We start from the raw sequence: 23,135 nt of genomic DNA on the forward strand, positions 1-23,135 counted from the left end.
CTCTGGAGCCCTTCGGGCGCCGCCGGACGAAGTGATTGTGTTCATCAAGCACGGGTAAAGGTGAAGCTCGGCAAGGCTACAGAATATCGAATGGATTCAAAAGCCTAATCTGGCATCTGCGGGCGCGTCTGTAGGGCAAAAAACGGGAAACCCCAGGGCGGGGCTGCCCGTTCTCGCAAGCGGTGTCAGCGCACCAGTGCAGATGGGTCTTCCTGCAACATCACCGAGGCATGCACGTCGGCCAGGGCATCTTTCAATGTGGACGCCTGCAGTGCATCTTTGGACTTCTTGCTTTCCTTGGCCGCGTATTCGAGAAGGACGAGGTAATCGCGCTTGACTGAGGCGTCTTTCGGCACAGTGGTGTCCTCCGTCAGCTTGCCCATCACATACTTCTGCGTACGAGTGTTCTGGCTGGCACTCTGCTCGACGGATGCGTTGACCAGCAGGCCGTCCTTGTAGGAGAGATTGGCCGAACTGCTGGCCTTGTCCTGCACTTGCACATAAAGATAGTTCTGCGACTCCAGGCTGCCATCCAGGGCCGGTGCCTTTCCACCCTTAAGGCCTTTATGGAAACTCGCGGAGAGGCTCGACTGCTGGTCCTGGCTGACGTTGCGGTCCAATGCGCTGCCGCCGCCGACGCGGGTCTTTTGCGACACTTGATAGGCAAAGCCGTCCACCTCGGACGGGCGCATCGGGTTGGGTGAGTCAGCGGCCTGCTTGATCGACGCCTTGAAATCAGCAAGGCCGGTCAGCAGTCCCTGGTCGGTCGGGTTGCGGATCAGCGCTTCCGGCAGGGAAATGGCCTGTGGATAATGGCTGTTCATGGCGCGGAACGCGTCCTTGAACATCGCCATCAACTCCGGCTTGGCGCTGCCGCGTTCCTGCGCACGATCAAACTGGGTGAGGTAGCTTTTCAGCGCATTGGCCTGCTGCTTGGCATCGCCCAGGATCGCGCTGTTTTTCAGGTCAACTGCCACGTTAAGTTCGCCCAGCGGGCCACTCATGCGTGTAGTACGGCTTTGACTGTCGGCGTGGAAGGCCAGGCTCAGGTCCTGACCGTCCAGGCCCTTTAGCGTGGCGTTGAGGTTCACCGAGGCCAGCAGCTTGGAATCAAACTGCGTCAGTTGGCTGAGGTCGAGCTTCGGCGGCGTCGCAGTCACCCCGTCTACGGCGGCCTGGAAGGCGCTGCCCAATTTGCCGACCGCCTCGAGCTCGTCATCGCTCAAGGTGCCGCCATCCACCGTGGCCTGCACACCCAGGCCATCGGCCTGGCTGGAGAGGCTGAAGGTCACGGTCTTGCCGCTGGCGGTCTGGATGCTGAGGCTCAGCAGATTATCGGCCTTGGTGTGCAGCAGACTCTGATCGATCTTGAGTTCGCCAGCGTTTTGCGCCCGATCCGCACTCGCGTACAAAACAGACTGGGAAACCCCCACCCCGCCCCCCTTGACGAATTGCGCAACCAGGCCGGTGCCGAGGCCACTGAAGCGGCTGGCTGTGGACAACGAGTTGAAGTTGGTATTTAGGGTTTTGCTGAGCGCATCCTGGCTTTCGCTCTCCCAGGCACGCACGGTCTCTTGACCCGGTAATTGCCCCCGGCGGGAATACGTGTCAGCAAGCGTATCGGAGACAACATTGCCCAGGCTGACGACCAGGGACGGTCGCTTTACGCTGACGTCCGTGCTTTGCGCCAGAGTGGCGCTCGGCGCTTCTGCCGGACGGGGAACAAGCGTAGTGGCGGAGGTGATAGGCGAAAGCATGGTCATGACGGTCCTTGTCCTGAGCTGTATAGCACTCAATCTACTCGCGGTTCGGATCGTTTGACAACAAACGGGGAGAAAAAGCCTTGCCCCTGTGACGCTTGCCGTCGAACAGATACAAAAATGCCCCAGGCTTCTTGTCCGCCTGGGGCTTTGGGTATGTTCAAACAGGCAAAAAAAAACCCGGAAATCCTCACTTGCGTGGGCCTTCCGGATTTTCTAAACCGCCAAATATGGTGGGTCGTGTGGGATTCGAACCTACGACCAATTGGTTAAAAGCCAACTGCTCTACCAACTGAGCTAACGACCCGCTGTGTGGTGGCGCGTATAATACTGATTTCTAAGGATTATTCAACACCTTATTTGAAATAAATCAGAAATAACGCGTTGGGTCAGCAATTCCGGCCGCTTGGAAGCCTTCTGCACGCAGTCGGCAGCTATCGCATTTCCCACAAGCACGGCCGTCATCGTCTGCCTGATAGCAGGAAACAGTCAGCGAATAATCAACGCCAAGCCCTACGCCAGCCTTGACGATATCGGCCTTGCTCAGGTTTTGCAGCGGCGCGAGGATGCGGAAGCCCTGCCCCTCTACACCGGCCTTTGTTGCCAGGTTGGCCATGCGCTCGAACGACTCAACGAACGCTGGGCGGCAGTCCGGGTAGCCGGAGTAATCCACCGCATTGACGCCGATAAAGATGTCACGGGCGCTGAGCACTTCTGCCCAGCCGAGGGCCAGGGACAGGAACACGGTGTTACGTGCAGGCACATAAGTCACCGGGATACCTTCGCTGGGCGCTTCCGGTACATCGATGCTGCTGTCGGTCAGCGCGGAGCCGCCGATGCCGTTGAGATTGAGGCCGATCACCTTGTGCTCTACCACGCCCATCTCACGAGCGACGCGGGCGGCGGCGTTCAGCTCGGCACGGTGGCGCTGGCCGTAGTCGAAGCTCATGGTGTAGCAGCTGTAGCCTTGCGCTTGTGCCATGGCAACCACTGTGGCGGAATCAAGGCCACCGGAAAGCAGGATTACCGCGCGCTTTTGATCCATTGTTTGTTCTGTCATATCAGCGTCCTGGCTCGTCGTTCCAAAGGTATTTATGCAACTGCAATTGCAGGCGGACCGGTAGATTGTCCGCCACGACCCAATCGGCAAGGTCACGCGCGTTCAGATCATGGTGGCTTGGCGAGAACAGCACCTCACCCGCGCGACGGTCCAGGCCATATTGAATCAGCTTGGAGTTTGCCCAGTCGTAATCGTCGCGGGAACAGATAACGAACTTGACCTGGTCGTTCGCCGTCAGCAGGTCGATGTTCTCGTAGCGGTTGCGATGTGCTTCCTTGGAGCCTGGAGTCTTGAGGTCGACCACGCGACTTACACGGGGGTCAACCGCAGAGATGTCCAGAGCGCCACTGGTCTCCAGCGACACTTCATAGCCGGCATCACACAGCTGCTTGAGCAAAGGGATGGCATTGGGCTGGGCCAGCGGCTCACCGCCGGTCACGCAGACGTAGCGCGGTTTATAACCGGCAACCTGCTCCAGGATGTCATTGAGGGTGCGCACCGTTCCGCCACTGAAGGCGTAGGCGCTGTCGCAGTATTGGCAACGCAAAGGGCAACCGGTCAGCCGCACGAATACTGTGGGCAGGCCGGCCGTTCGCGTTTCACCCTGCAATGAGTAAAAAACTTCGGTAATTCGTAATGTGTCTTGCATAGTCGCCACGGGCGTAACAGCTAAACAGGCTGTCCGCCTCCGTCAGGCACCTCAAGAGACCCCGCCAACGCGTAGACCCCAGGAAGCGTGTTTCATAAAAGGGCGTGGATTCTAACGAAGAAGCGGACAACGTGTCTACAAGCCTTGATTTTACTGGGCTTGAGCCGTTCGTCGGCCCATCGCTACACGGCAGGTGCCCCGGGCCTGTGCCCCCCATTTTGCAGCTCGTCGGATAGCAAAAAAAGCCACCGCCCATAAAGGGCAGCGGCTTGGTTTTAGTACGTGGTAACAGCGGACTTGCCGAAGTCACGTAGACGGCGCTCCGCAACAGTCATACCGCCGTTCTCCACGGTGCCGGTGAAGGCGTGGTCTACGGCACCCAGGCGAACGTCGATCTTCGATTGCAGTGCGGCCAGGGCTTTGCCATCAGCAGCCACAAGGGCAGTGTGCGGCAGCAGGCCCGATGCGTTCGATTGGACCGCCTCGCGGTAGACCACGACGCCATCAGCATTGGCACCCAGGACGACGGAGCCGAAGCGCAGCCCAGCTTCCTGCATGGACGCGCCTTCGATAGCGTCCGGGAAGTAGCTGTATAAAGCCATGGCGGCAGCCAGCTCAACGTCGCCCAGGTCCAGAGACAAGGCGTCGATCTTGGCAGCTTTGAGAACCATCAGACCACGGCCAGCAGCCATAACGGGCACGCCAGCTTGAGCCGATGCGTTCAGCTTCTCGCGAACGTGCAGGTCGATACCCAGCGCCGCCATGGTCTTGTTCGGAGCAGTGGCAGCCTCGGCCATCACGTCAGCGCCAACCACCTTTGCCACACTCAGGACGGAGGTGATGTCAGAGAACCATTCCGAGACCTTGGCCGACAGTGCCTCGGTGTTCGCGTTGGCGGCGCGGGTGTAGCGCGTCACGGTGTCGAGGTGCTGGTTACGATCTTGCTCAAAGGCGAAGAGGGTTGGCAGGTCCGCGAATGCAAAGCCACGGTTGCTCATGGTGGTCAGCACAGACACGAACTCATGCTCGACATCATCGCGGCTGGTCTTCTTGGCGTCAGCACGTTCATCAGATGTGAACAGCTCCGTCATCGTGGTGATGCCCTTGCGCAGCTCTTGCAGGTTGGCCGGGGCAGTCGGGTATTTAGTGGTCGGGACTTCGACCAGATTAAAGGGGACGGCAGCCTTTAGCGCATCGAACAATGCGATGGCGTTAGCGGATTTGCGGGCAACAGCGAATTTACGAGTCATGGAATTTCTCTCTATATAAGAAGGGATTGTTGGGGCCGGTTGGCTAAGGGACTTTGATGCCGCTGGAAGTGGGGACCACGTCCGTATCAGTGCGGAAGCTGAGGAAGCCGGAAGCCGGTGTGCTGTCTAGGGACTGCATTGAGGCACTTGTAGCTAGAGCGGCCAGTCGACCCAGCCGTGCGTCGTCAGTGGCCTTCGCTGCCTTCGCCTGCATGTCGGCATAGATGCGGTCGACGTTGAGCTGTGAGGTGCTGCGGTCGTCGATCACAAGCCGTACTCCGCCAACAGGTCTTCTTTGGTCGGGGCAGGCTTGGGGCGAGCGGCACGCTCAGCGGTCTTGGCATGAAAGCCAGCGACCAGTTCGGCAGTCTCTCTGTCTTTGTCGTCGTCATCGACGTGGCGCATTGTCTCCAGCAGTTTCAGCAATGAGACGTTGGCGGATACCTGGGCGGCATCGACCGGCACGTCATTCTCGGCACACCACTCCAGCTTCTTGCGGGACGCGGCCAGTGTCTCAGCTAGCAGCGCCAGCCCCTCAGCGTGGACATCCAGGGGCTTACGTTTACGGCGACGGCGGGTTGTCTCGGTATTTTGTTCAGTCATAACAATTTCTCAATTTCAGTAAGTTCGCGGATCGTCGCTGCCCAGGTAGCAGGGCATGCAACCTCGAAGCGGTTGATATGCGGCGCCCCAATCAACGGTGCGGCGGTGAGCCCGGCAGTCAGGAAATAATTCATTACCGTGTAGGTCTGAGCTGGCGCCCCAACGCGGATGCGCTTATGCACACTGCCGACAGTGACGGGGTCCCCAGCCGCTAACATCGACTGGATAACGTGCATGCAGCGGATGCGGTGAAGTGGTGGCCGTCCTCGTTGCTTAAACAGACCGATATGTTTTTCGTTACGTGAGTAGTGCTTCACGGATGATTCCTTCGTGCAGGGTTGGCTCTCCCGCGAGTGCAGGAAGGTCAAAGTTCATTCGGATAAGTGGCGCTAATTTAGGCCGGGAGTGCAGCGTCAACCAGCGCGCAGACGGCCCCGTGCCTTTCGTCCGTCAAGGCTCTGTATGGCTCTCTCGGCCCCGCTGTGTGCTCGGCGCAGGCCTAGGGTGGTGGCTTCCCTATAACGCCCGTTATCGCGTAGGGCGAGCCTCTGACCTGCGGCACCACCATCACCTCCATTAGCAAGGGCGACGGCAGCCCGGTACAGGGCTCCAGGCTCAGCATCTAGGGCGCGGCGTGGTTCGTGGTCATCGGTGCTGTGTTGCTCGGATGGTGGCAGCTCGCAGGCGTCCAGTAGTTCGTTGAGTGTCAGGTTCATGGGAGGTTTCTCCGGGCAGCGCGAAGCCGCCCTGCATGGCAAGTTGCGAAGGGTTTTATTAGGTTCGGCTCAGTAGCAAGTCGACGGTGTTGCTGTTCCGCTCGCAGCGAGCAACCACTGGGTCGCTGCTATAACCTGGGATAGCGATTGCTTTAATTTCGTTGACGACAGACAAGTACGGCATGTCCGGGAACTGGTCACGGTATGCGGCTGTGGCATCTTCCACAGCTTCATATACAGCCTGGGCAGCGGCGAGCATTGCGCGGTTACTTGCAACGGGATCGCTTGCATCCATCCAGCCAGGAATGAACAGTGCTACATCACCAGCGGCTTTGGCCTTGCGTCGTACATCGGCGCGAAGTTGGCGGTGTTGTTTCTCATCCATGTTCAAATTGAACTCCCCATCTACGCAAGTGAGACCGAACGCTGCGCCCAAGGTCTCTTTGTACTCGTGGTACTTGACGCCCAAGGGGCGGATGGCAAGCGCTAGGATTGCATCCACGGCTTGTACTCGGGTCATGGTCGGCTCCGTGTTGAATTCGGTCAGGTCGAACTCACTTGTAGTGGCGCTCATGTCGAGCGTGGTTGGTGGTCGCATCTTGCTCAGGTCGTTTACCCGGCGACGGGATAGGCCAAGCTGGGTGGCGATCTGCCGTTGGCTGTGCAGTGCCAGCAAGCCGTGAACTGCGATGAGGTCGTGTAACTGGTTCACCAAAGCCTGGATATGCGCAGGTAGGGTGGGAGCGGTCGTCGCCTGGGCGGTCGTCGCGTTGGTCATTATTTACTCACTTATGGGCGTGCCAGTACCGGGCCACCTTGGGCCAGCAGGTTGGCGAAGTGCCCGTATTCATTGGGTTGGGCCAATTGCCGCGCATATATATAGGGACTGGCCCATGCGTTTGATTGGCTGTTTCGGTTTGCGAGTGCAACGACTCAGCGGGAACGCTTGCGCAGGGCCTTCTCGATGTGGTCATCCAGCATCAGCTTGAGGGTGCGCTCAGCGGCTACAGCCTCTCGCTGCTCAGCAGGCCCCAGGGGAGGCAAGCCGACCATTGAGCGGTTGGTGCCCAACAGATAACTGGTGATGTGCTCAGCGTTCGGCACAGGCAGCCACACGAGGTGCGCTTCATAGTGCAGGTCAACCAATGCCCGGTGGACGCTGGTACGGTTCAACGTGGTGTTGTGTTTGAGGATCGCACCGATGGTTACTGGTCCTTGGTGTCGATGATTGAGCTGTTGTAACGCCAGGACGACCAGCGCCTTAGTGCGCGGAAATCTGCCCTTTAATGCGTGGTAACGGACTGGTTTGTACTGTCGGACGTACCGACTGCCGTCCGCCTGGACAGGCTGGATCGGGCTTGGGAATGCAAGGCGCATAGATCACCAAAGCTATTTTGGAGGGTAATGTGGCTGAATGCCAAAACACATACAGGCCGAGGCTTTCAGGGATGAATGGGGTGGGTCTGGCTTGCTTTCAGAACGCTCAAAAGAGCGCCACAGGGATGCACAGCGTGGGTGCTGGCGGGTGTAGCAGAAGGGTGGAATATGCGGCGGGTGCACACATTCAGCAGAAAGCTAGGCGGCACAGTGAAGCGGGATCAATTGCGGGTTGCCCTGATGAATGTCAGGTGCCAGTGGATACGCCGTGGAGACGTACCTTAATCCCATCTCTCCTACGTATGTGACAATTAAAAAGTAATACCGCAATATCATTTGCGGCTGCGAGTGCAATCGTGCTAGAAGATTCGCGTCTGTTGTTGTGACTGGTGGACTGCGTAAGACGGCAAAGCTTGGGTGACTTGGTCACGATGGTGGAGCTGCGTCAGGAAGCTTGAAGGCAAGACAGTCCCGTGTGGGTGGCTACGCTCTTGAATCCGTTCGCCTCCAACATAGCGCGGGAGGCATTGCACCTCCCCACCGGGCTTGATTATGCTGCGATGTTCCAGTGACGCTTGACGGTAGCCAAGCTGATGCCCAGGTCCGCAGCTACTGCCGACTGAGTCAATCCCTTCGCCTTGACCGCCTGTACGCTTGCCGTGGTGCCAGTAGCAACCGGACGGCCTAAGACTTTGCCTTCTGCCTTAGCGCGCTCCAGGCCCGCTTGGGTGCGTTCGATCAGTAGGTCCCGCTCAAACTCTGCCACTGCCGCCAGTACCTGCATGGTCATCTTGCCCGCTGGACTGGTCAGGTCTACCCCGCCGAGGGCTAAGCAATGCACACGGATACCCTGCGCTGCTAGGTAGTCCACGGTGCTGCGCACGTCCATAGCATTACGGCCCAGGCGGTCCAGCTTAGTGACGATCAGCACATCCCCGTCTTCCATCCGCTCCAGCAGCTTGGCGAAGCCCTTGCGATCTTTAGCGCAGGTGCTACCCGATACAGTCTCAGTAATCACACGCTTCGGCTCCACAGCGAAGCCATTAGCTTGGACTTCCAGCACTTGGTTATCGGTAGTCTGGTCAGTGGTGGACACTCGGGCGTAAAGGAAGATGCGATTCATGGTCAGGACTCAGGTGTCATCAAAGGTGGTGTCATGATGATTTGGTATCATCAAGTCGTCAAACGCATTAGTTGACACCTCATACCGTAGGCGACGAACGGTATCATCATACGGTCGATTGATGAGCCCTGCCTAGATAGCCTGCCGGTTCGCCTTCCTCATTCTCTACGCGGGATGCGCATGGTGCGCGCCACTGTAAGACGGCAATCCCCCCTGGCGATTGGTGCCACTGGCGTGCTACAGAGGGCCTACGGGGGAAAGGGACGTGATGGTATCGGAGAGACCCACACGCATGGATATGGCAAATTTTAGGCTGCGTATGCACTCGCAAACAGATGTAAGCCGAGAAGGATCAAGCAGAAGTATTAAGCGCTTTTGCTCGCGCCGCCTTTGCCCGCAACTTACCTCCGCCCCATATGGCAAGAGCAGACAACGCCAGCGTAATAGCGCCCGCGACAAAGTGCTTCTCTGGCCCAGGGACTGCGCCCATGGCGGCTGCGATAATCCGGGTAACTCCAGAGAATGCCCATACACAACCAAGAATCGTCAATATCCAGCCGAAGATGCACATTTAGCTTCCTTACCAAATCAATAGATTTCGAGATGGTAGCAGAACGTCAAAGCTCAGTCATGGCTACTCGCCATCGCACTCGACGCTATAGATTCAGGCGGACCTATCAACAGTTCACGCACCTTATCCAGCAATTCGCGCTGCGCAGTCAGGGGAGACTTGCCACCATAAATAGCCGTGATGCTCTGCCGTGACGTGTGCCCAAGGATCGCGCCCGCCTCGTCATCAGTAGCGCCAGCGTGGCGCATCAGGTCAGTGGCGGTATGCCGGACACCGTAAAGCGTGTACCCGGCTGGCAAACGACGCCCCATCAAATCGTGCAGCCTGCGCACCCGCTGCTCAGTTCGTTTCTCAGGATCAGCAGGCGCCCCCCGCTCAGCCAGCACCATGCGGAATAACTCAGCATCGTCATCATGTACAGGCAGATCGCGTCGGCTCGCCTCGGTCTTCCTACCCGACAGCCCAGCCAGAAACACCAATGCCTTGCCGCCCATGATGTCCTCACGCACCACCAAGGACGTGGAGCTTTCGCGCAGCAGTTCCGATGGACGCATGCCGTAACGGGCGAGCAACACCAACGCGGCAGCATCCACCTTCGGGGCGGTCTTTTGCATATCGGCAATACAATCGCGCAGGATTCCAAGCGGGATAGGCTGTCGGGCTTCCTTCCGGGCACCGGCACCTGAACGTATTGTCTTCGCCGTCGCGTCGAGCCGTGGCAACTTAATCCCCTCCCAGCCAGCCATGCAGCGGAGTACCGCAAGCAAGGCGTTCGTGCTGGTATTTAAGGAGGAAGCCTGTACGCCAGCGCCCAATCGTCGCTTGCCATAGGCCAGGATATTTTGCACCTGCTCGGCAGGTGTGGCAGGCCAGCGCAGCGCTTCACGACAAAGTGTCTGTACTTGCTGGGCACGGCGACGAGACGCATGTTCGCAATACAGGGTCAGCACCTTGGCGAACTCTGCACCAGTCACCTGTCCCGCTCGTGGGCGAGCCTCGACCACAACTGGCGCAGGCTGGGTTACAGGCTCGTCTGCGGGCTCTGGCGGCAGCACGGCAGCACTCGCCAAGGCAGGCAACTCACCGCGCTCCAGGACCTCTATATTGCGGTATACGGCCATCGCTTCGACAGGGGAATAATTAGCCGCGCCAGGGTGTTTACCATCAGCAATCGCTAACAACGCCTCCTTGCGCCAAGCCATCTCGGCAGCCCAGGTGGGCGTCAAGCGCTGCCCCCTGTCCAGAGCCTCAATTGCCGACCTCGTACCAGCGTCGATAACAGCCCGCAAGCGCTCTAGAATGGTGTCTGCGGTGACCTTTGACGACTGCCCAACAATGCCCTGGGAGGCCGCTACCGCAGCATCCTGCGCCGTCTCAGCCAGCGCATCAGCTACAGCCCTATCGAACTCCACTGATACCTGGCGAGCCAGTAACAAAGCCTCCCGGCGGTCACTCGTGCCTAGTGATTTGCGGAACTCCTTGCGCCCCACGATCAAAGCAACATCGACGGGGAATCGACGGCGGTATATGAATCGGCCATCGCGCTTCATGAGGTGGTCGGACATGCTGACTCCAGGGGGGGGGCACGTGCCCCGGTCATCTGCACCGGCAATCAGCCGCATAATCGGCGTGTGTGCCCCGGTGCGACCAGGGCTGAAAGGCCCGTAGAATGGGCACCAAGACCATCTCGCGCAAGCGGTTTGTGCCCCATCCGTCTAACGAAAAAACCCGCGCCAGGCGCGGGTTTCTTCTAAACGGGCGGCATTGCTTACAGGCGTTGCAGGTCCCGCTGGGCCAACTGGGCAGCTGAAGTACCCGGATATTGGGCGACGACCTGCTGCAGAATACCTTTGACCTTGTCGGTATGACCCAGGCGGCGTTCTACGTCAGCGAGTTTGTACAGCGAATCCGGCACCTTGGCGTGCTTGGGGTACAGCTGGCTGACCTTCGCAAATGCCTGGCCTGCACCCTGCACATCACCTTTGGCCAGGTTGACTTCGCCCAACCAGTATTGGGCGTTGCCCGCGTACTGGCTGTTCGGGTATTTGCGCAGGAAAGCGGTAAAAGCCTGGCTGGCCTTATCGAAATCTTTGGCCTTGATCAGGTCGAAGGCTGCATCGTAGTACAGCTTTTCCTTCGCTGGATCAACCGGTTCGCTGCTGACAGGGGCTTGGCTTGCAGCCCCCGCTGCGGCACCACCGGCAGCAGCGCTAGGCGCGCCACCGGCAGAAGAATTATCAGGAGTGGCGGCAGGTGAAACACCGGTTCCAATACGTCGATCAAGATCCTGGTAACGCTCCAGGCCTTCTTGCTTCAGCTGGTTCACTTGATTCTGCAGTACTTCAATGGTGCCTTGTTGCTGCGCCAATTGATCCTGCATGCGTTGCAGCTGGTTGAACAGTTCGCCCTGTGCCGAGGGAGCGGACGTAACCGCTCCCCCCGCATAGGCGCCGTTCGTACCATAACCCGCTGGTGGATAGCTGCTCCCGCTATTGTTATAGCCTGAGTTGCTATCTTCCACAGGAACCGCAGCCCACACCGCAAGCGGTGCGAGGCTGAGAGCCAATACAGTTAGAGCACGACGGCACGTTCGCATGACGAATTACTTACGCAGTTCGACGCGACGGTTTTGAGCCCAGGACTGCTCATCGTTACCGGTGGCAACTGGACGCTCTTTACCGTAGGAAACCAGTTCCAGTTGGCCTGGAGCAACACCTTGCAGTACCAGGTAGCGCTGAACGGCTTTCGCACGACGCTCGCCCAGTGCCATGTTGTACTCACGAGTACCACGGGCGTCAGTGTTACCTTCCAGAACAACGCGAGCGCCGTTAGCTTTCAGGTCCTTCGCGTGAACGTCCAGAGCGCGCATGGCCTCTGGTTTCAGGTCCGAACTGTCGTATTCGAAGTAGAAAGTGGTGATCGCGCGCAGAGCAGCTTCTTCGCTCAGGGAGCCGTCAACTGCACCAGTGTTAGCGCCGTAACCAGCGTTTGGATCAACAGCTGCGCCTTCACCGGCATTGTCACCGCCTTTAGACGAGCAACCAACAGCTACGGACAGAGCCAGAGCCAGAGCAGCAAACTTACCAAACTTCAGCATTTCCATCGTGAAACTCCTAATGAACCCCAGTGTGTTAAGTACTTCTTTTTGTAGCGCCGCGTCAGTTCAGGTAAGGGGACCAGGATGGTTCTCTGACTTCGCCTTGTGCGGTAGGAAGCGGGAGCCTTACGCGTCCATTAATGGACACGAGCATCAAGACTCCCCGGCCCTGCTGGCGGGTGGCGTAGATTACCATGGTGCCGTTGGGCGCAACAGTGGCTGACTCATCAAGGTTGGTATCTGTGAGGATTTTTACGGTTCCGCGCTGCAAATCCTGGGCCGCAACCCGGAAATTAGTGAAACCATCCTGACGGTGAATCATCACCAGCGTCTTTTCATCGGCCGAAAGCTTAGGGTTGGCGTTGTAGTTACCAATAAAGGTCACACGTTCCGCACCGCCGCCATTCACGTTTGCCTTGTAGACCTGTGGCTTACCGCCACGATCAGAGGTGAAGTAAATGGTCGAACCATCCTTACCCCAGAACGGCTCGGTATTGATGCCAGGGCCATTGGTTACGCGGCTGAGCTGGCGCGAAGCCATGTTCATCACGTAGATATCCGGGTTGCCATCTTTGGACAGCACGAACGCCAGGCGCGAACCATCCGGCGACCACGCGGGTGCACCGTTGAGGCCTTCAAAGTTAGTGATCTGCTCACGACGGCCAGTATCAATGTGCTGCACGAAAATCCGTGGGCGGCGCTGCTCAAAAGACACATAGGCAATACGCTTGCCGTCCGGCGCAAAGCGCGGCGACAGGATTGGCTCACGCGATTGCAGCAGGGTCACTGCGCGTGCACCGTCGTAGTCCGAGCGCTGCAGCGTGTAGCGCGTGTTATCCACGGAAAAACGTTCAGCCGTTACATAAAGCAGACGCGTCGAGAACGCACCCTTGATGCCGGTGAGTTTTTCAAACGACTGGTCCGAGATGTAGTGGGCCATGTCCCGCAGTTGTTCGGTGGTGCCCGAAACGCTGCCGGTCAAGACCTGCTGCTCGGTCGCCACGTTGAACAAAGTGTAGGTGATTTGCAGGCGACCGCCGGCCGGCGTGATGTTGCCGACCATCAGGTATTGGGCGCCAACAGCCTTCCAGTCTCGGAACACAACTTCGCTGGCCTGGTTCGGCTGGCTGATCATGTTGCCCTTTGGAATCGGTGCGTAGTAGCCGGAGTTGCGCAGGTCGTCACCGACGATCTGGGCCATGTCGTCCGGCAGCACGCTGCCGCCCTGCCAGCCGAACGGTACTACCGCGATCGGGGTGGCCCGATCGCTACCGCTGGTGACCAGGATGTTCTTTTCATCCGCCGCCGCTATCCCTGCCATACAGCAAATAACGACAAGCATTCCTCGAAGAAGGTTTCTCACAAGGCTAGATCCTCAGGTGTGAATGTCATCTTGAATGATCGATAGGGAGCGAAGTCGCTTGGTTTCATTCCCTGCATCTCGGTCAACCGGCCAATATTCTTGACCGCGGCAACCGCCGAACTGTCGAACGAACCGTCACCACTGGACTTGGCCACGCTGACCGAAGTCACCGTACCGTCCGGCAACATGCCGATCTGCAGCACTACTGTCATGCCTTTACGCGCCGAAGGTGGACGTGTCCAGCCTTCTGCTGCCCGCGCCCGAATCAGGTCGTCGAAACTGCCCGCGACATCATCGCCTTGCTCATCGGCCAAGGCTTGCTGACGCTGAGGCGTGTCGGAAAGCAAATCAGCCAAGGCCTGGGCCTTTTTCTCTTCGGCGGATTTACGCGCTGCTTCCTGGGCCTTTTTCTTGGTGGCGTCGGCGGCAGCTTTCTTCTTCGCGTCGTCGGCGATTTTCTTCTTCGCCTGGTCTGCTTCAGCTTTTTTCTTGGCGTCTTCGGCGGCTTTTTTCTTCGCGTCTTCGACTATTTTCTTCTTGGCGTCTTCAGCGGCCTTTTTCTTGGCCTCTTCTTCAGCAGCTTTCTTGGCTTCTTCTTCAGATTTCTTCTTGGCTATATCAGCCAATTGTTTCTCTTCAGCCTTTTTAGCTTCGGCAGCTTTCTCGGACTTCTTGGCTTCATCCGCCTTTTTCGCCTCGTCAGCTTTCTTGGCTTCGTCAGCCTTTTTCGATTCCTCGGCCTTTTGAGCCGCCTCTTCTTTCTTTTGTTCCGCAGCAGCCTTCACCGCTTCCTGCTCGACCTTCTTCTGCTCCATCTGTTCGACTTCAGTCTGGCGCGCAGCCGACTTCTGGGCCTCACCCGCAATCTTCTGATTGGTCTGGGTGGTGGCCTGACTTTTCGATTTCAGCTGATACAGGGTCGCCTGCACGATAGGCTTGGCTGGCGGCAGGTCCGGGGTCATGGCAAAGCTGACGAACAGCATGCCAAACACCAGGACGTGCAGGGCAATTGCCCAGACGCTAGGCCAGAAGAAGCTTTCCGAGGCGGACGGCTCTCGCTGTTGCTGCATCAGGGCGCCTCGGTAATCAAGCCAACGTTACCGACGCCGGCCTTCTGCAGCCCGCCCATGGCGCCCATGACGGAGCCGTAGTCGACCGACTTGTCACCGCGAATGAAGACCTGGGTGTGCTTGCCGCCTTCGTTGCCGGAGCGAATGATCTTGGTCACAGCGTCAGTCATCGCTGGCAAGGTGAGGGCCTTGTCCTGCTGCTTCTGGGTGTCGACTTCGCTGCCAAGGTTCCAGTAATAGGTCTTGTCAGCCTTGATCGAAATGGTCAGGACCTGAGTGTTGTTGTCTTGCGGCAAGGCTTCACTGGAAACCTTGGGCAGATCAACCTTCACGCCCTGGTTGAGCATCGGCGCGGTCACCATGAAGATAACCAGCAGCACCAGCATCACGTCGATGTAAGGCACTACGTTCATCTCGGCGACCGGCTTGCGCTTTTTGCGAGCTCGAGCGATTAAAGCCATTGGGAATTACCTGCTTATTCTTCGCTGGTGTGCACTTTACGGTGCAGGATCGCCTGGAACTCATCGGCGAAGGTGTAGTAACGGCCAATCAACGTTTCGCTGGTAGCGGCGAAACGGTTGTAGGCGATTACTGCCGGGATCGCAGCGAACAGGCCGATCGCGGTGGCGACCAGGGCTTCAGCGATACCCGGGGCAACGGTGGCCAGGGTCGCTTGCTGGGCCTGGGCCAGGCCGCGGAAGGAGTTCATGATCCCCCACACGGTACCGAACAGGCCGATGTATGGGCTCACGGAACCGACGGTGGCGAGGAACGGCAAGCTCTGCTCAAGCTTCTCTTCTTCACGGGAAATGGCGACGCGCATGGCGCGGGCCACACCCTCCATGACCGCTTCCGGGTCCACGCCTGGCTGCTGGCGCAGACGGGAAAATTCCTTGAAGCCCGCGCGGAAGATCTGCTCGACGCCCGAATCCGGGTCCGGGTTGCTACCGGCCTGGCGGTACAGCTTGGACAGATCGATACCCGACCAGAAGCGCTCTTCAAAGCTCTCCAGGGCACGTCGACCGGCACGCAGCAGGTTGCTGCGCTGAAAAATCATGACCCAAGAGGTAACCGATGCGGCTACCAGGGTCAGCATCACCAGTTGAACCACAACACTGGCATTACTGACCAGGCTCCACATGGAGGAATGGTCGACGACGGTAGGTTCCACGCTAAATCTCCTGCTTTGATTGTTTACCCGCGCCGCTTACGCCGGCAAAGGCCGCACGTAGAGCTTCGGGAATGGCCCGGGGTTTCAAACTATTGGTGCGCACACAGGCCACCAGGAACTGCCCCTCACAGAGCAGCGTTGCATCCGTTGCCCGCCTGACCTGCTGTTTGAAACGCAGGCTGACACGGTTCAATTCGATTACTTCAGCGCTTACCAGCAATTCATCGTCCAGCCGCGCCGGCGCGTGATAGCGCGCCTCGCTGGAATGCACGACGAATAACAGGTCCTCCCCTGCCAGCTGGGATTGGGCAAAGCCCAGCTCCCGTAGCCGCTCGGTTCGAGCCCGCTCCATGAACTTGAGGTAATTGACGTAATACACGATGCCGCCCGCATCGGTGTCCTCGTAATAAACGCGACAGCGATGAGCGAACGACTGATCCCCGTTTTGCGCGCGCATACTCTAGTGCTTACTCCTCAGGTTGCCAATCCGGCCAGGCAACTGTTTTTTCATTCTCTGAAACATATCCAGTGACTGAAAGACGACGCCAGCCACTAGGACAGCACAAACATCGAATAAATCGACTTTCGTGAAGCTTTTAATCGTCCACTGCATCGAGGAATTCGTCTACCACGGGCATCTCACCCAATCGTGACGGAATGTTTAATCCGAAGTGCAGGTAGGCATGGCGCGTCACGACGCGCCCCCTCGGAGTGCGCATGATATAACCCTGTTGGATCAGGTACGGCTCCAGCACATCCTCAATGGTATGGCGCTCCTCGCTGATCGCCGCCGCCAGGCTGTCGACGCCCACCGGCCCCCCGTCGAACTTCTCGATCATGGTCAAGAGTAGACGTCGATCCTGGTGATCAAAGCCGTGTTCATCCACATCCAGCAGGTTCAAGGCCAGGTCGGCCACGGGCTTGGTGATATGGCCCTTGGCCCGCACTTCGGCAAAATCCCTCACGCGACGCAGCAAGCGGTTGGCAATCCGTGGCGTACCACGGGCGCGACGGGCGATTTCAAACGCGCCTTCCGGGTCAAGCGGCAAGCCAAGAATGCCTGCCGAACGGCTGACGATGGTCGCCAAGTCTGCGGTGCTATAGAACTCTAGACGTTGAACAATGCCAAAACGGTCTCGCAGCGGGTTGGTCAACATGCCGGCGCGGGTGGTGGCGCCGACCAGCGTGAAAGGTGGCAGGTCGAGCTTGATCGAGCGCGCCGCAGGGCCTTCGCCGATCATGATATCGAGCTGGAAGTCTTCCATCGCGGGATACAGCACTTCCTCGACAATCGGCGAGAGTCGGTGGATCTCGTCGATAAACAGCACATCGTGCGGCTCAAGGTTGGTCAGCAATGCTGCCAGGTCGCCCGGACGCTCCAGCACCGGGCCGGAGGTCGACTTGATCGACACGCCCATTTCCTGGGCAATGATGTTGGCCAGGGTGGTCTTGCCCAGACCCGGCGGGCCGAAGATCAGCGTGTGATCCAGGGATTCACTGCGTCCGCGCGCGGCCTGGATAAACAATTCCATCTGCTCGCGCACGGTAGGCTGGCCAATATAGTCCGCCAGGCTCAGTGGACGGATGGCGCGGTCCTGGATTTCTTCACGGTCGCGCGGGCCGGTGCCCGCGATCAGACGATCAGCTTCAATCACTTAAATCATTCCCTTCAGGGCACGGCGGATCATGTCTTCACTGCTCAGGTTCTTGTCCTTGATGGCCGATACGGCCTTGCTGGCTTCCTGCGGCTTGTAGCCCAGGGAGATCAGCGCACTGACCGCATCACTTTCGGCGCTGGCGACCTGCCCCGCCGGCATATCCGGCTGGTTCGGCACCAGCGCAAACATGCTCGGCACGACTTCCCAGGCCTTGAAGCGGTCCTTGAGTTCCACCAGCAGGCGCTCGGCGGTCTTTTTGCCGACGCCGGGCACCTTGGTCAACGCAGAGGTATCCTGGGCCGAAACAGCTCGCACCAGTTCATCCACTTCCAGGCTCGACATCAAGGCCAGGGCCAGTTTCGGCCCCACACCATTGAGGCGGATCAGCTCGCGGAAGAAGTCACGGTCGCGCTTGCCAATGAAACCATAGAGCAGTTGTGCGTCTTCGCGCACCACCAAATGAGTGTGCAGTGTTATCGGCTCACCGACCGACGGCAGGCGATACAAGGTGGTCATGGGCACTTCCAGCTCATACCCCAACCCATTTACATCCAGAATCAGGTGCGGCGGCTGTTTCTCAGCCAGGGTGCCGCGCAAGCGTCCAATCACGGTTCGTTCCTTAAAGCTTGGGGTCAGATCAAGGCCTGACCGGAAATAACGATTGCGCTGATGCTATCAGAGACGCAGGCGCCCGCCACGACTGCGTGCCGTACCGAGGCCGTGCGGTAGGAGACTGGATCGGGTGTGCGCATGGCAAATGGCGATGGCCAGGGCGTCGGAGGCGTCAATCTGCGGCTTGGCGGTGAGTTTGAGCATGTGCATGACCATCATCTGCACCTGTTCCTTGTTGGCCCCACCGGTGCCGACCACGGCCTGCTTGACCTGCGTCGCGGTGTACTCGGCAATCTCCATGCCCTCCTCCGCGCCGGCCACGATGGCCGCGCCACGGGCCTGGCCAAGCTTAAGGGCTGAGTCGGCGTTCTTTGCCATGAACACCTTCTCGATGCCCATGGTCACCGGCCCGTACGTCTGGATCACCTCACGCACGCCGCGATAGACAATCTGCAGGCGCTCGGCCAACTCGCCCGCGCCGGTACGGATGCAACCCGAGGCGACATAGATGCAGCCGCGCGGGGTGTGTTGCACCACGCCAAAACCGGTGATGCGCGAACCGGGGTCGATACCTAGGATTAAAGTCATAGCGCCTGCAGGCTGGGTAAAACAATTTTCGATACAGAGGAGATCCAATGTGGGAGCGGGCTTGCTCGCTCCCACATTTTGATCTACGTCACCCATCAGCCTAGCTGTGCGGCAACTTCTTCCGGGATATCGGCGTTCGAATACACATTCTGCACATCATCCAGGTCTTCGAGCATGTCCAGCATCTTCAGCACTTTCTGCGCACCGTCCAGATCCAGCTCGGCGCTGGTGGTCGGCAGCATCACGATTTCCGCGTCAGTGCCTTTGAAACCAGCGGCTTCCAACGCATTGCGCACGGCATAGAACCCGGCAAACGAGGTGAACACGTCGATGGAGCCATCGTCGTTGGTCACCACGTCGTCGGCATCCGCCTCCATCGCGGCTTCGATCAGTGCATCTTCATCCACACCCGGTGCAAAGGAAATCTGCCCCTTGCGCTCGAACAAGTAGGCCACCGAACCGTCAGTACCGAGGTTGCCGCCGCACTTGCTGAACGCATGGCGCACAGCCGCTGCGGTGCGGTTGCGGTTGTCGGTCATACACTCGACCATCACCGCCACCCCGCCCGGGCCATAGCCTTCGTAGCTCAGCTCGACCATGTCGTCGGTATCGGCGGCACCGGCGCCACGGGCCACGGCGCGGTCGATGATATCGCGGCTCATGTTCGCACCCAGGGCCTTGTCCAGCGCCAGGCGCAGACGCGGGTTGGAGCCAGGGTCACCACCGCCTTGGCGGGCAGCGACGGTCAGCTCGCGGATCCACTTGGTGAAGATCTTGCCTTTCTTGGCATCTTGACGCTCTTTGCGGTGCTTGATGTTCGCCCACTTGGAATGGCCAGCCATAACACAACTCCGAAATTCTGTAGAAACCTTAACAATCCCACCCCAGGTGGGACTTCCCTCTTTAAAGCACAGCCCTTGTAACGCAAAGGCGCATCCGAAGATGCGCCTTTTTAGACTGCGTAAACCTCAGTGCGCTTTCACGCTGCGGCCTTACTCAGCTTTCGGCGTCTCACGCAGACGAATGTGCAGTTCGCGCAATGCCTTGGCATCCACCACACCTGGAGCCTGGGTCATGACGTCCGCAGCACTCTGGGTTTTCGGGAAGGCGATCACTTCACGGATCGACTGGGCGCCGGTCATCAGCATCACCAGGCGGTCCAGGCCGAAGGCCAGGCCACCGTGGGGCGGTGCACCGTATTTCAGGGCGTCGAGCAGGAAGCCGAATTTCTCTTCCTGTTCCGCTTCATTGATACCCAGCAGACGGAAGACCGACTGTTGCATCTCTTTGCGGTGGATACGGATGGAGCCGCCACCCAGCTCAGTACCGTTCAACACCATGTCGTAGGCACGGGACAGAGCGCCAGCCGGATTGGCTTCCAGCTCTGCCGGCGTGCACTTCGGCGCGGTGAACGGGTGGTGCAAGGCGCTGAAGCTGCCGTCGTCGTTCTCTTCGAACATCGGGAAGTCAACAACCCACATCGGTGCCCACTTACAGGTCAGCAGGTCGAGGTCGTTGCCCAGCTTGATGCGCAGTGCGCCCAGCGCTTCGCTGACGATCTTGGATTTGTCGGCGCCGAAGAACACGATGTCGCCATCGACCGCACCGACGCGATCGAGGATCGCGTTCAGGTTGTCCAGCGGGATGTTCTTGACGATCGGCGATTGCAGACCCTCAACGCCATTGGCGCGCTCGTTGACCTTGATGTATGCCAGGCCCTTGGCACCGTAGATGCCGACGAACTTGGTGTAATCGTCGATCTGCTTGCGCGGCATGCTCGCGCCGCCAGGCACGCGCAGGGCGGCGATGCGGCATTTAGGATCGTTGGCCGGGCCGCTGAACACCTTGAAGTCGACCTCCTTGAGCTGGTCGGCCACGTCCACCAGTTCCAGCGGGTTACGCAGGTCTGGCTTATCGGAACCGTAGCGGCGCATGGCTTCTTCGAAGGTCATGTGCGGGAATTCGCCGAACTCCAAGTCCAGCACTTCCTTGAACAGGTTGCGGATCATTTGCTCGGTGAGGTCCATGATCTCTTTTTCATCGAGGAAACTGGTCTCGATGTCGATCTGGGTGAATTCCGGCTGGCGGTCGGCGCGCAGGTCTTCGTCACGGAAGCACTTGGCGATCTGGTAGTAACGGTCGAAGCCGGCCACCATCAGCAGTTGCTTGAACAGCTGCGGCGATTGCGGCAAGGCGAAGAAGCTGCCGGCGTGGGTACGGCTAGGCACCAGGTAGTCACGCGCGCCTTCCGGGGTGGCCCGGGTCAGGATCGGCGTTTCAACGTCCAGGAAGCCGTTTTCGTCGAGGAAGCGGCGGATGCTGGTGGTCATGCGCGAACGCAGGCGCAGCTTCTCGGCCATTTCCGGACGACGCAGGTCCAGGAAGCGGTAGCGCAGGCGGGTTTCTTCGCCCACGTCGGAGTACTCGTTGAGTGGGAACGGCGGGGTTTCCGACTCGTTCAGCACTTCCAGCTCGTAGCCCAGCACTTCGATGCCGCCGGACGCCATGTTCTTGTTCACAGCGCCAGCGGGACGCAGGCGAACCTTGCCGGTGATCTTCACAACGTATTCGCTGCGCACGCGGTCGGCGGCGGCGAAGCTCTCGGCGCGATCCGGGTCGAACACCACTTGGGCCAGACCATCACGATCACGGATATCGAGGAAGATGACCCCGCCGTGGTCGCGGCGACGGTGAACCCATCCGCAAAGGGTGATTTCCTGACCTTCCAGGGTCTCGTTCAGTTGGCCGCAATAGTGGCTGCGCATCATGGTAGTGGTTTCACTTCTCGTAATTCGAAATTCGGTGGAGGCCCGCCTCGTCACCGTACATTAAAGCAAGGGACGGATAATGCAGGAGCCTGCGCGTAGAGTTCAACTCAGTCTGCTTTGTCGCCGCCGGCCAGGTTCTTCTTCGAGCCGGTCTTGAAGTCGGTCTCGTACCAGCCGCTGCCGCTCAAGCGGAAGCCCGGCATGGACAACATCTTCCTGAGCTCCGGAGCCTGGCAGGCAGGGCAATCGACCAACGGCGCGGCGCTTATCTTCTGAATGGCTTCCAACTGATGACCACAGGAAGCGCATTGATAGTCGTACATGGGCATGGAGATGTCTCGGCGATCAGATCGTTACTGCGCCACGCCTGCCCTGCGGGTTCGCAGCATGCGTAGCAAAGCGCGTGATTATATCTGGTAAATCGAGGCAGCGCAGCCGGCTTTCTGTCCTGAGCCTTACCCACCTCAGCTCATACATGGGCCGACCCCGGTGCCCGGTGACTACCCCGGTGAGTATGAAGGTTCAATACGCCCTTTCAAGACGTGAACCACGCACACCACCCTGACCAACCCACTGAAGTTCTTCACACCGCCATAACGCAAGTGCACTTCCCGATCGACGTAAGACAGCAACGCACTGACTGAACAGGCGTTGATCCTGGCTATTTCCGTGAGGATATTCCAATAGATCTGCTCCAGCCGCAGACAAGTGGAAAACCCGTTGAGCCTCACCGACCGGGACAATGGCTTGGCCAGCCCCATATCGAACCCTTTTGCAAAAGGGTCGACCTGTATCTTATGAAAACCACCGGTTTCCATCACTCCATTACCGACTCCACGTGACATACACCTGACACTCCATTGCCAAACAGCAGCCCACGGGATATCCCCTTGGGCAATGGCCCTATAAAACAGCAGCGAGCAGCGGGCAGCCAGAAGACGTGGGAGTTGATCGGCGTAGGACAACGCCAGGAAATGCGCGGAAACAAGCGAGCGGCGCCAGGACGGCGCCACTCAGGGTCGGCGTTTACTGATTTTCGAGCAGCGAACGCAGCATCCACGCGGTTTTCTCGTGAACCTGCATACGCTGGGTCAACAGGTCGGCCGTGGGCTCATCGCTGACCTTGTCGAGCAATGGGAAGATGCCGCGCGCTGTGCGAGTGACGGCTTCCTGACCGGCCACCAGTTGCTTGATCATCTCTTCGGCACTGGGTACGCCCTCTTCTTCCTTGATAGAAGAAAGACGGGCATAGATCGAATACGCACCCGGCGCCGGGAAACCCAGGGCGCGGATACGCTCGGCAATGGAGTCCACCGCCAGGGCCAACTCGTTGTACTGCTCTTCAAACATCAGGTGCAACGTACGGAACATGGGGCCCGTGACGTTCCAATGGAAGTTGTGGGTCTTCAGATACAGTACGTAGGTATCGGAAAGCAGTCGTGAAAGCCCATCGACGATGGATTTACGATCTTCTTCACTGATACCGATATCGATTGCCATGTTTATCCCCTTCAATTGACAAGCATTTATTGATCAGGTGCAGGACCACTCTAGCAAGAGTGCCGGTGATGCGCAGCCCGGAGCGGCAATTCGCCCCGGTGTAACCTGCCAAACGGCGCAGCCGCAGCCGTCGAGCCATGTGGGAAATATCTCTACCAGCCGTGTGAAGGGCCTGTACGTGTCTAGGACAAGCGTTTGA

At 58.7% G+C, this 23,135-nt stretch carries 26 protein-coding genes and 1 tRNA gene; all 27 read right to left on the bottom strand.

Annotated features, from left to right (window positions below; translation table 11 throughout):
• Nucleotides 1–185: 185 nt before the first annotated feature.
• Nucleotides 186–1,763 (bottom strand): lactate dehydrogenase, encoded by a 1,578-nt coding sequence (locus AACY36_RS05240; protein ID WP_339417188.1) that lies wholly within the window; start codon nt 1,761–1,763, stop codon nt 186–188.
• A gap of 228 nt (nt 1,764–1,991) precedes the next feature.
• Nucleotides 1,992–2,067: transfer RNA gene (locus AACY36_RS05245), tRNA-Lys, on the bottom strand.
• A gap of 63 nt (nt 2,068–2,130) precedes the next feature.
• The gene (queC, locus tag AACY36_RS05250; protein ID WP_339417332.1) at nt 2,131–2,805 is read right to left on the bottom strand and encodes a 7-cyano-7-deazaguanine synthase QueC; all 675 of its coding nucleotides are present in this window, start codon (nt 2,803–2,805) and stop codon (nt 2,131–2,133) included.
• A gap of 16 nt (nt 2,806–2,821) precedes the next feature.
• Complete coding sequence (gene queE, locus AACY36_RS05255; protein ID WP_339417189.1) at nt 2,822–3,469, bottom strand: 7-carboxy-7-deazaguanine synthase QueE; 648 nt, start codon at nt 3,467–3,469, stop codon at nt 2,822–2,824.
• A gap of 275 nt (nt 3,470–3,744) precedes the next feature.
• Nucleotides 3,745–4,719 (bottom strand): hypothetical protein, encoded by a 975-nt coding sequence (locus AACY36_RS05260; RefSeq protein ID WP_339496797.1) that lies wholly within the window; start codon nt 4,717–4,719, stop codon nt 3,745–3,747.
• Between the two features lie 43 nt (nt 4,720–4,762).
• The gene (locus tag AACY36_RS05265; protein ID WP_339496798.1) at nt 4,763–4,987 is read right to left on the bottom strand and encodes a hypothetical protein; all 225 of its coding nucleotides are present in this window, start codon (nt 4,985–4,987) and stop codon (nt 4,763–4,765) included.
• Nucleotides 4,984–5,322, bottom strand: a complete 339-nt coding sequence (locus AACY36_RS05270; protein ID WP_339496800.1) for a hypothetical protein — start codon at nt 5,320–5,322, stop codon at nt 4,984–4,986. Before AACY36_RS05270 ends, AACY36_RS05265 begins: the two co-directional genes overlap by 4 nt.
• Entirely contained in the window at nt 5,319–5,639 is a 321-nt protein-coding gene (locus AACY36_RS05275) for a hypothetical protein (RefSeq protein ID WP_339496802.1), read from the bottom strand. The genes AACY36_RS05270 and AACY36_RS05275 overlap by 4 nt, the downstream gene beginning before the upstream one ends.
• A gap of 457 nt (nt 5,640–6,096) precedes the next feature.
• On the bottom strand, nt 6,097–6,816 hold the full coding sequence (locus tag AACY36_RS05280) for a hypothetical protein (protein WP_339496804.1): 720 nt from the start codon (nt 6,814–6,816) through the stop codon (nt 6,097–6,099).
• A gap of 155 nt (nt 6,817–6,971) precedes the next feature.
• Entirely contained in the window at nt 6,972–7,415 is a 444-nt protein-coding gene (locus tag AACY36_RS05285) for a hypothetical protein (protein ID WP_339496805.1), read from the bottom strand.
• 550 nt (nt 7,416–7,965) lie between these two features.
• Nucleotides 7,966–8,538 (bottom strand): recombinase family protein, encoded by a 573-nt coding sequence (locus AACY36_RS05290; protein ID WP_339496807.1) that lies wholly within the window; start codon nt 8,536–8,538, stop codon nt 7,966–7,968.
• A 624-nt stretch (nt 8,539–9,162) separates the two neighbouring features.
• Complete coding sequence (locus AACY36_RS05295) at nt 9,163–10,674, bottom strand: DUF6538 domain-containing protein (RefSeq protein WP_339496809.1); 1,512 nt, start codon at nt 10,672–10,674, stop codon at nt 9,163–9,165.
• A 203-nt stretch (nt 10,675–10,877) separates the two neighbouring features.
• On the bottom strand, nt 10,878–11,705 hold the full coding sequence (ybgF, locus tag AACY36_RS05300) for a tol-pal system protein YbgF (RefSeq protein ID WP_339417190.1): 828 nt from the start codon (nt 11,703–11,705) through the stop codon (nt 10,878–10,880).
• Nucleotides 11,706–11,711: 6 nt separating this feature from the next.
• On the bottom strand, nt 11,712–12,212 hold the full coding sequence (gene pal / locus AACY36_RS05305) for a peptidoglycan-associated lipoprotein Pal (RefSeq protein ID WP_003193861.1): 501 nt from the start codon (nt 12,210–12,212) through the stop codon (nt 11,712–11,714).
• A 55-nt stretch (nt 12,213–12,267) separates the two neighbouring features.
• Nucleotides 12,268–13,548, bottom strand: a complete 1,281-nt coding sequence (tolB, locus tag AACY36_RS05310; RefSeq protein WP_339417192.1) for a Tol-Pal system beta propeller repeat protein TolB — start codon at nt 13,546–13,548, stop codon at nt 12,268–12,270.
• Nucleotides 13,549–13,565: 17 nt separating this feature from the next.
• Nucleotides 13,566–14,639, bottom strand: coding sequence for a cell envelope integrity protein TolA (gene tolA / locus AACY36_RS05315; RefSeq protein ID WP_339417194.1), 1,074 nt, complete (start codon nt 14,637–14,639; stop codon nt 13,566–13,568).
• Nucleotides 14,639–15,091, bottom strand: a complete 453-nt coding sequence (gene tolR, locus AACY36_RS05320) for a protein TolR (RefSeq protein ID WP_161793227.1) — start codon at nt 15,089–15,091, stop codon at nt 14,639–14,641. The genes tolA and tolR overlap by 1 nt, the downstream gene beginning before the upstream one ends.
• A 23-nt stretch (nt 15,092–15,114) precedes the next feature.
• Nucleotides 15,115–15,810, bottom strand: a complete 696-nt coding sequence (tolQ, locus tag AACY36_RS05325) for a protein TolQ (RefSeq protein WP_339417195.1) — start codon at nt 15,808–15,810, stop codon at nt 15,115–15,117.
• A gap of 1 nt (nt 15,811) precedes the next feature.
• On the bottom strand, nt 15,812–16,267 hold the full coding sequence (ybgC, locus tag AACY36_RS05330) for a tol-pal system-associated acyl-CoA thioesterase (RefSeq protein WP_071484353.1): 456 nt from the start codon (nt 16,265–16,267) through the stop codon (nt 15,812–15,814).
• 139 nt (nt 16,268–16,406) lie between these two features.
• The gene (gene ruvB, locus AACY36_RS05335) at nt 16,407–17,465 is read right to left on the bottom strand and encodes a Holliday junction branch migration DNA helicase RuvB (RefSeq protein ID WP_339417196.1); all 1,059 of its coding nucleotides are present in this window, start codon (nt 17,463–17,465) and stop codon (nt 16,407–16,409) included.
• Entirely contained in the window at nt 17,466–18,077 is a 612-nt protein-coding gene (ruvA, locus tag AACY36_RS05340) for a Holliday junction branch migration protein RuvA (protein ID WP_003175802.1), read from the bottom strand.
• Nucleotides 18,078–18,143: 66 nt separating this feature from the next.
• Nucleotides 18,144–18,668 (bottom strand): crossover junction endodeoxyribonuclease RuvC, encoded by a 525-nt coding sequence (gene ruvC, locus AACY36_RS05345; RefSeq protein WP_339417198.1) that lies wholly within the window; start codon nt 18,666–18,668, stop codon nt 18,144–18,146.
• Between the two features lie 95 nt (nt 18,669–18,763).
• The gene (locus AACY36_RS05350; RefSeq protein WP_339417200.1) at nt 18,764–19,510 is read right to left on the bottom strand and encodes a YebC/PmpR family DNA-binding transcriptional regulator; all 747 of its coding nucleotides are present in this window, start codon (nt 19,508–19,510) and stop codon (nt 18,764–18,766) included.
• A 150-nt stretch (nt 19,511–19,660) separates the two neighbouring features.
• Nucleotides 19,661–21,436, bottom strand: coding sequence for an aspartate--tRNA ligase (gene aspS, locus AACY36_RS05355; RefSeq protein WP_339417202.1), 1,776 nt, complete (start codon nt 21,434–21,436; stop codon nt 19,661–19,663).
• A 107-nt stretch (nt 21,437–21,543) separates the two neighbouring features.
• On the bottom strand, nt 21,544–21,765 hold the full coding sequence (locus tag AACY36_RS05360) for an FmdB family zinc ribbon protein (RefSeq protein ID WP_339417204.1): 222 nt from the start codon (nt 21,763–21,765) through the stop codon (nt 21,544–21,546).
• Between the two features lie 171 nt (nt 21,766–21,936).
• Nucleotides 21,937–22,281: a ribbon-helix-helix domain-containing protein gene (locus AACY36_RS05365; protein WP_065889943.1), complete on the bottom strand. Its 345-nt coding sequence runs from the start codon at nt 22,279–22,281 to the stop codon at nt 21,937–21,939.
• Between the two features lie 181 nt (nt 22,282–22,462).
• Nucleotides 22,463–22,936, bottom strand: a complete 474-nt coding sequence (locus AACY36_RS05370) for a Dps family protein (RefSeq protein ID WP_003193874.1) — start codon at nt 22,934–22,936, stop codon at nt 22,463–22,465.
• Nucleotides 22,937–23,135 lie beyond the last annotated feature (199 nt).

It is taken from the genome of Pseudomonas sp. EA_15y_Pfl1_P101, from assembly GCF_963970835.1.
Lineage (GTDB): Bacteria > Pseudomonadota > Gammaproteobacteria > Pseudomonadales > Pseudomonadaceae > Aquipseudomonas > Aquipseudomonas tritici.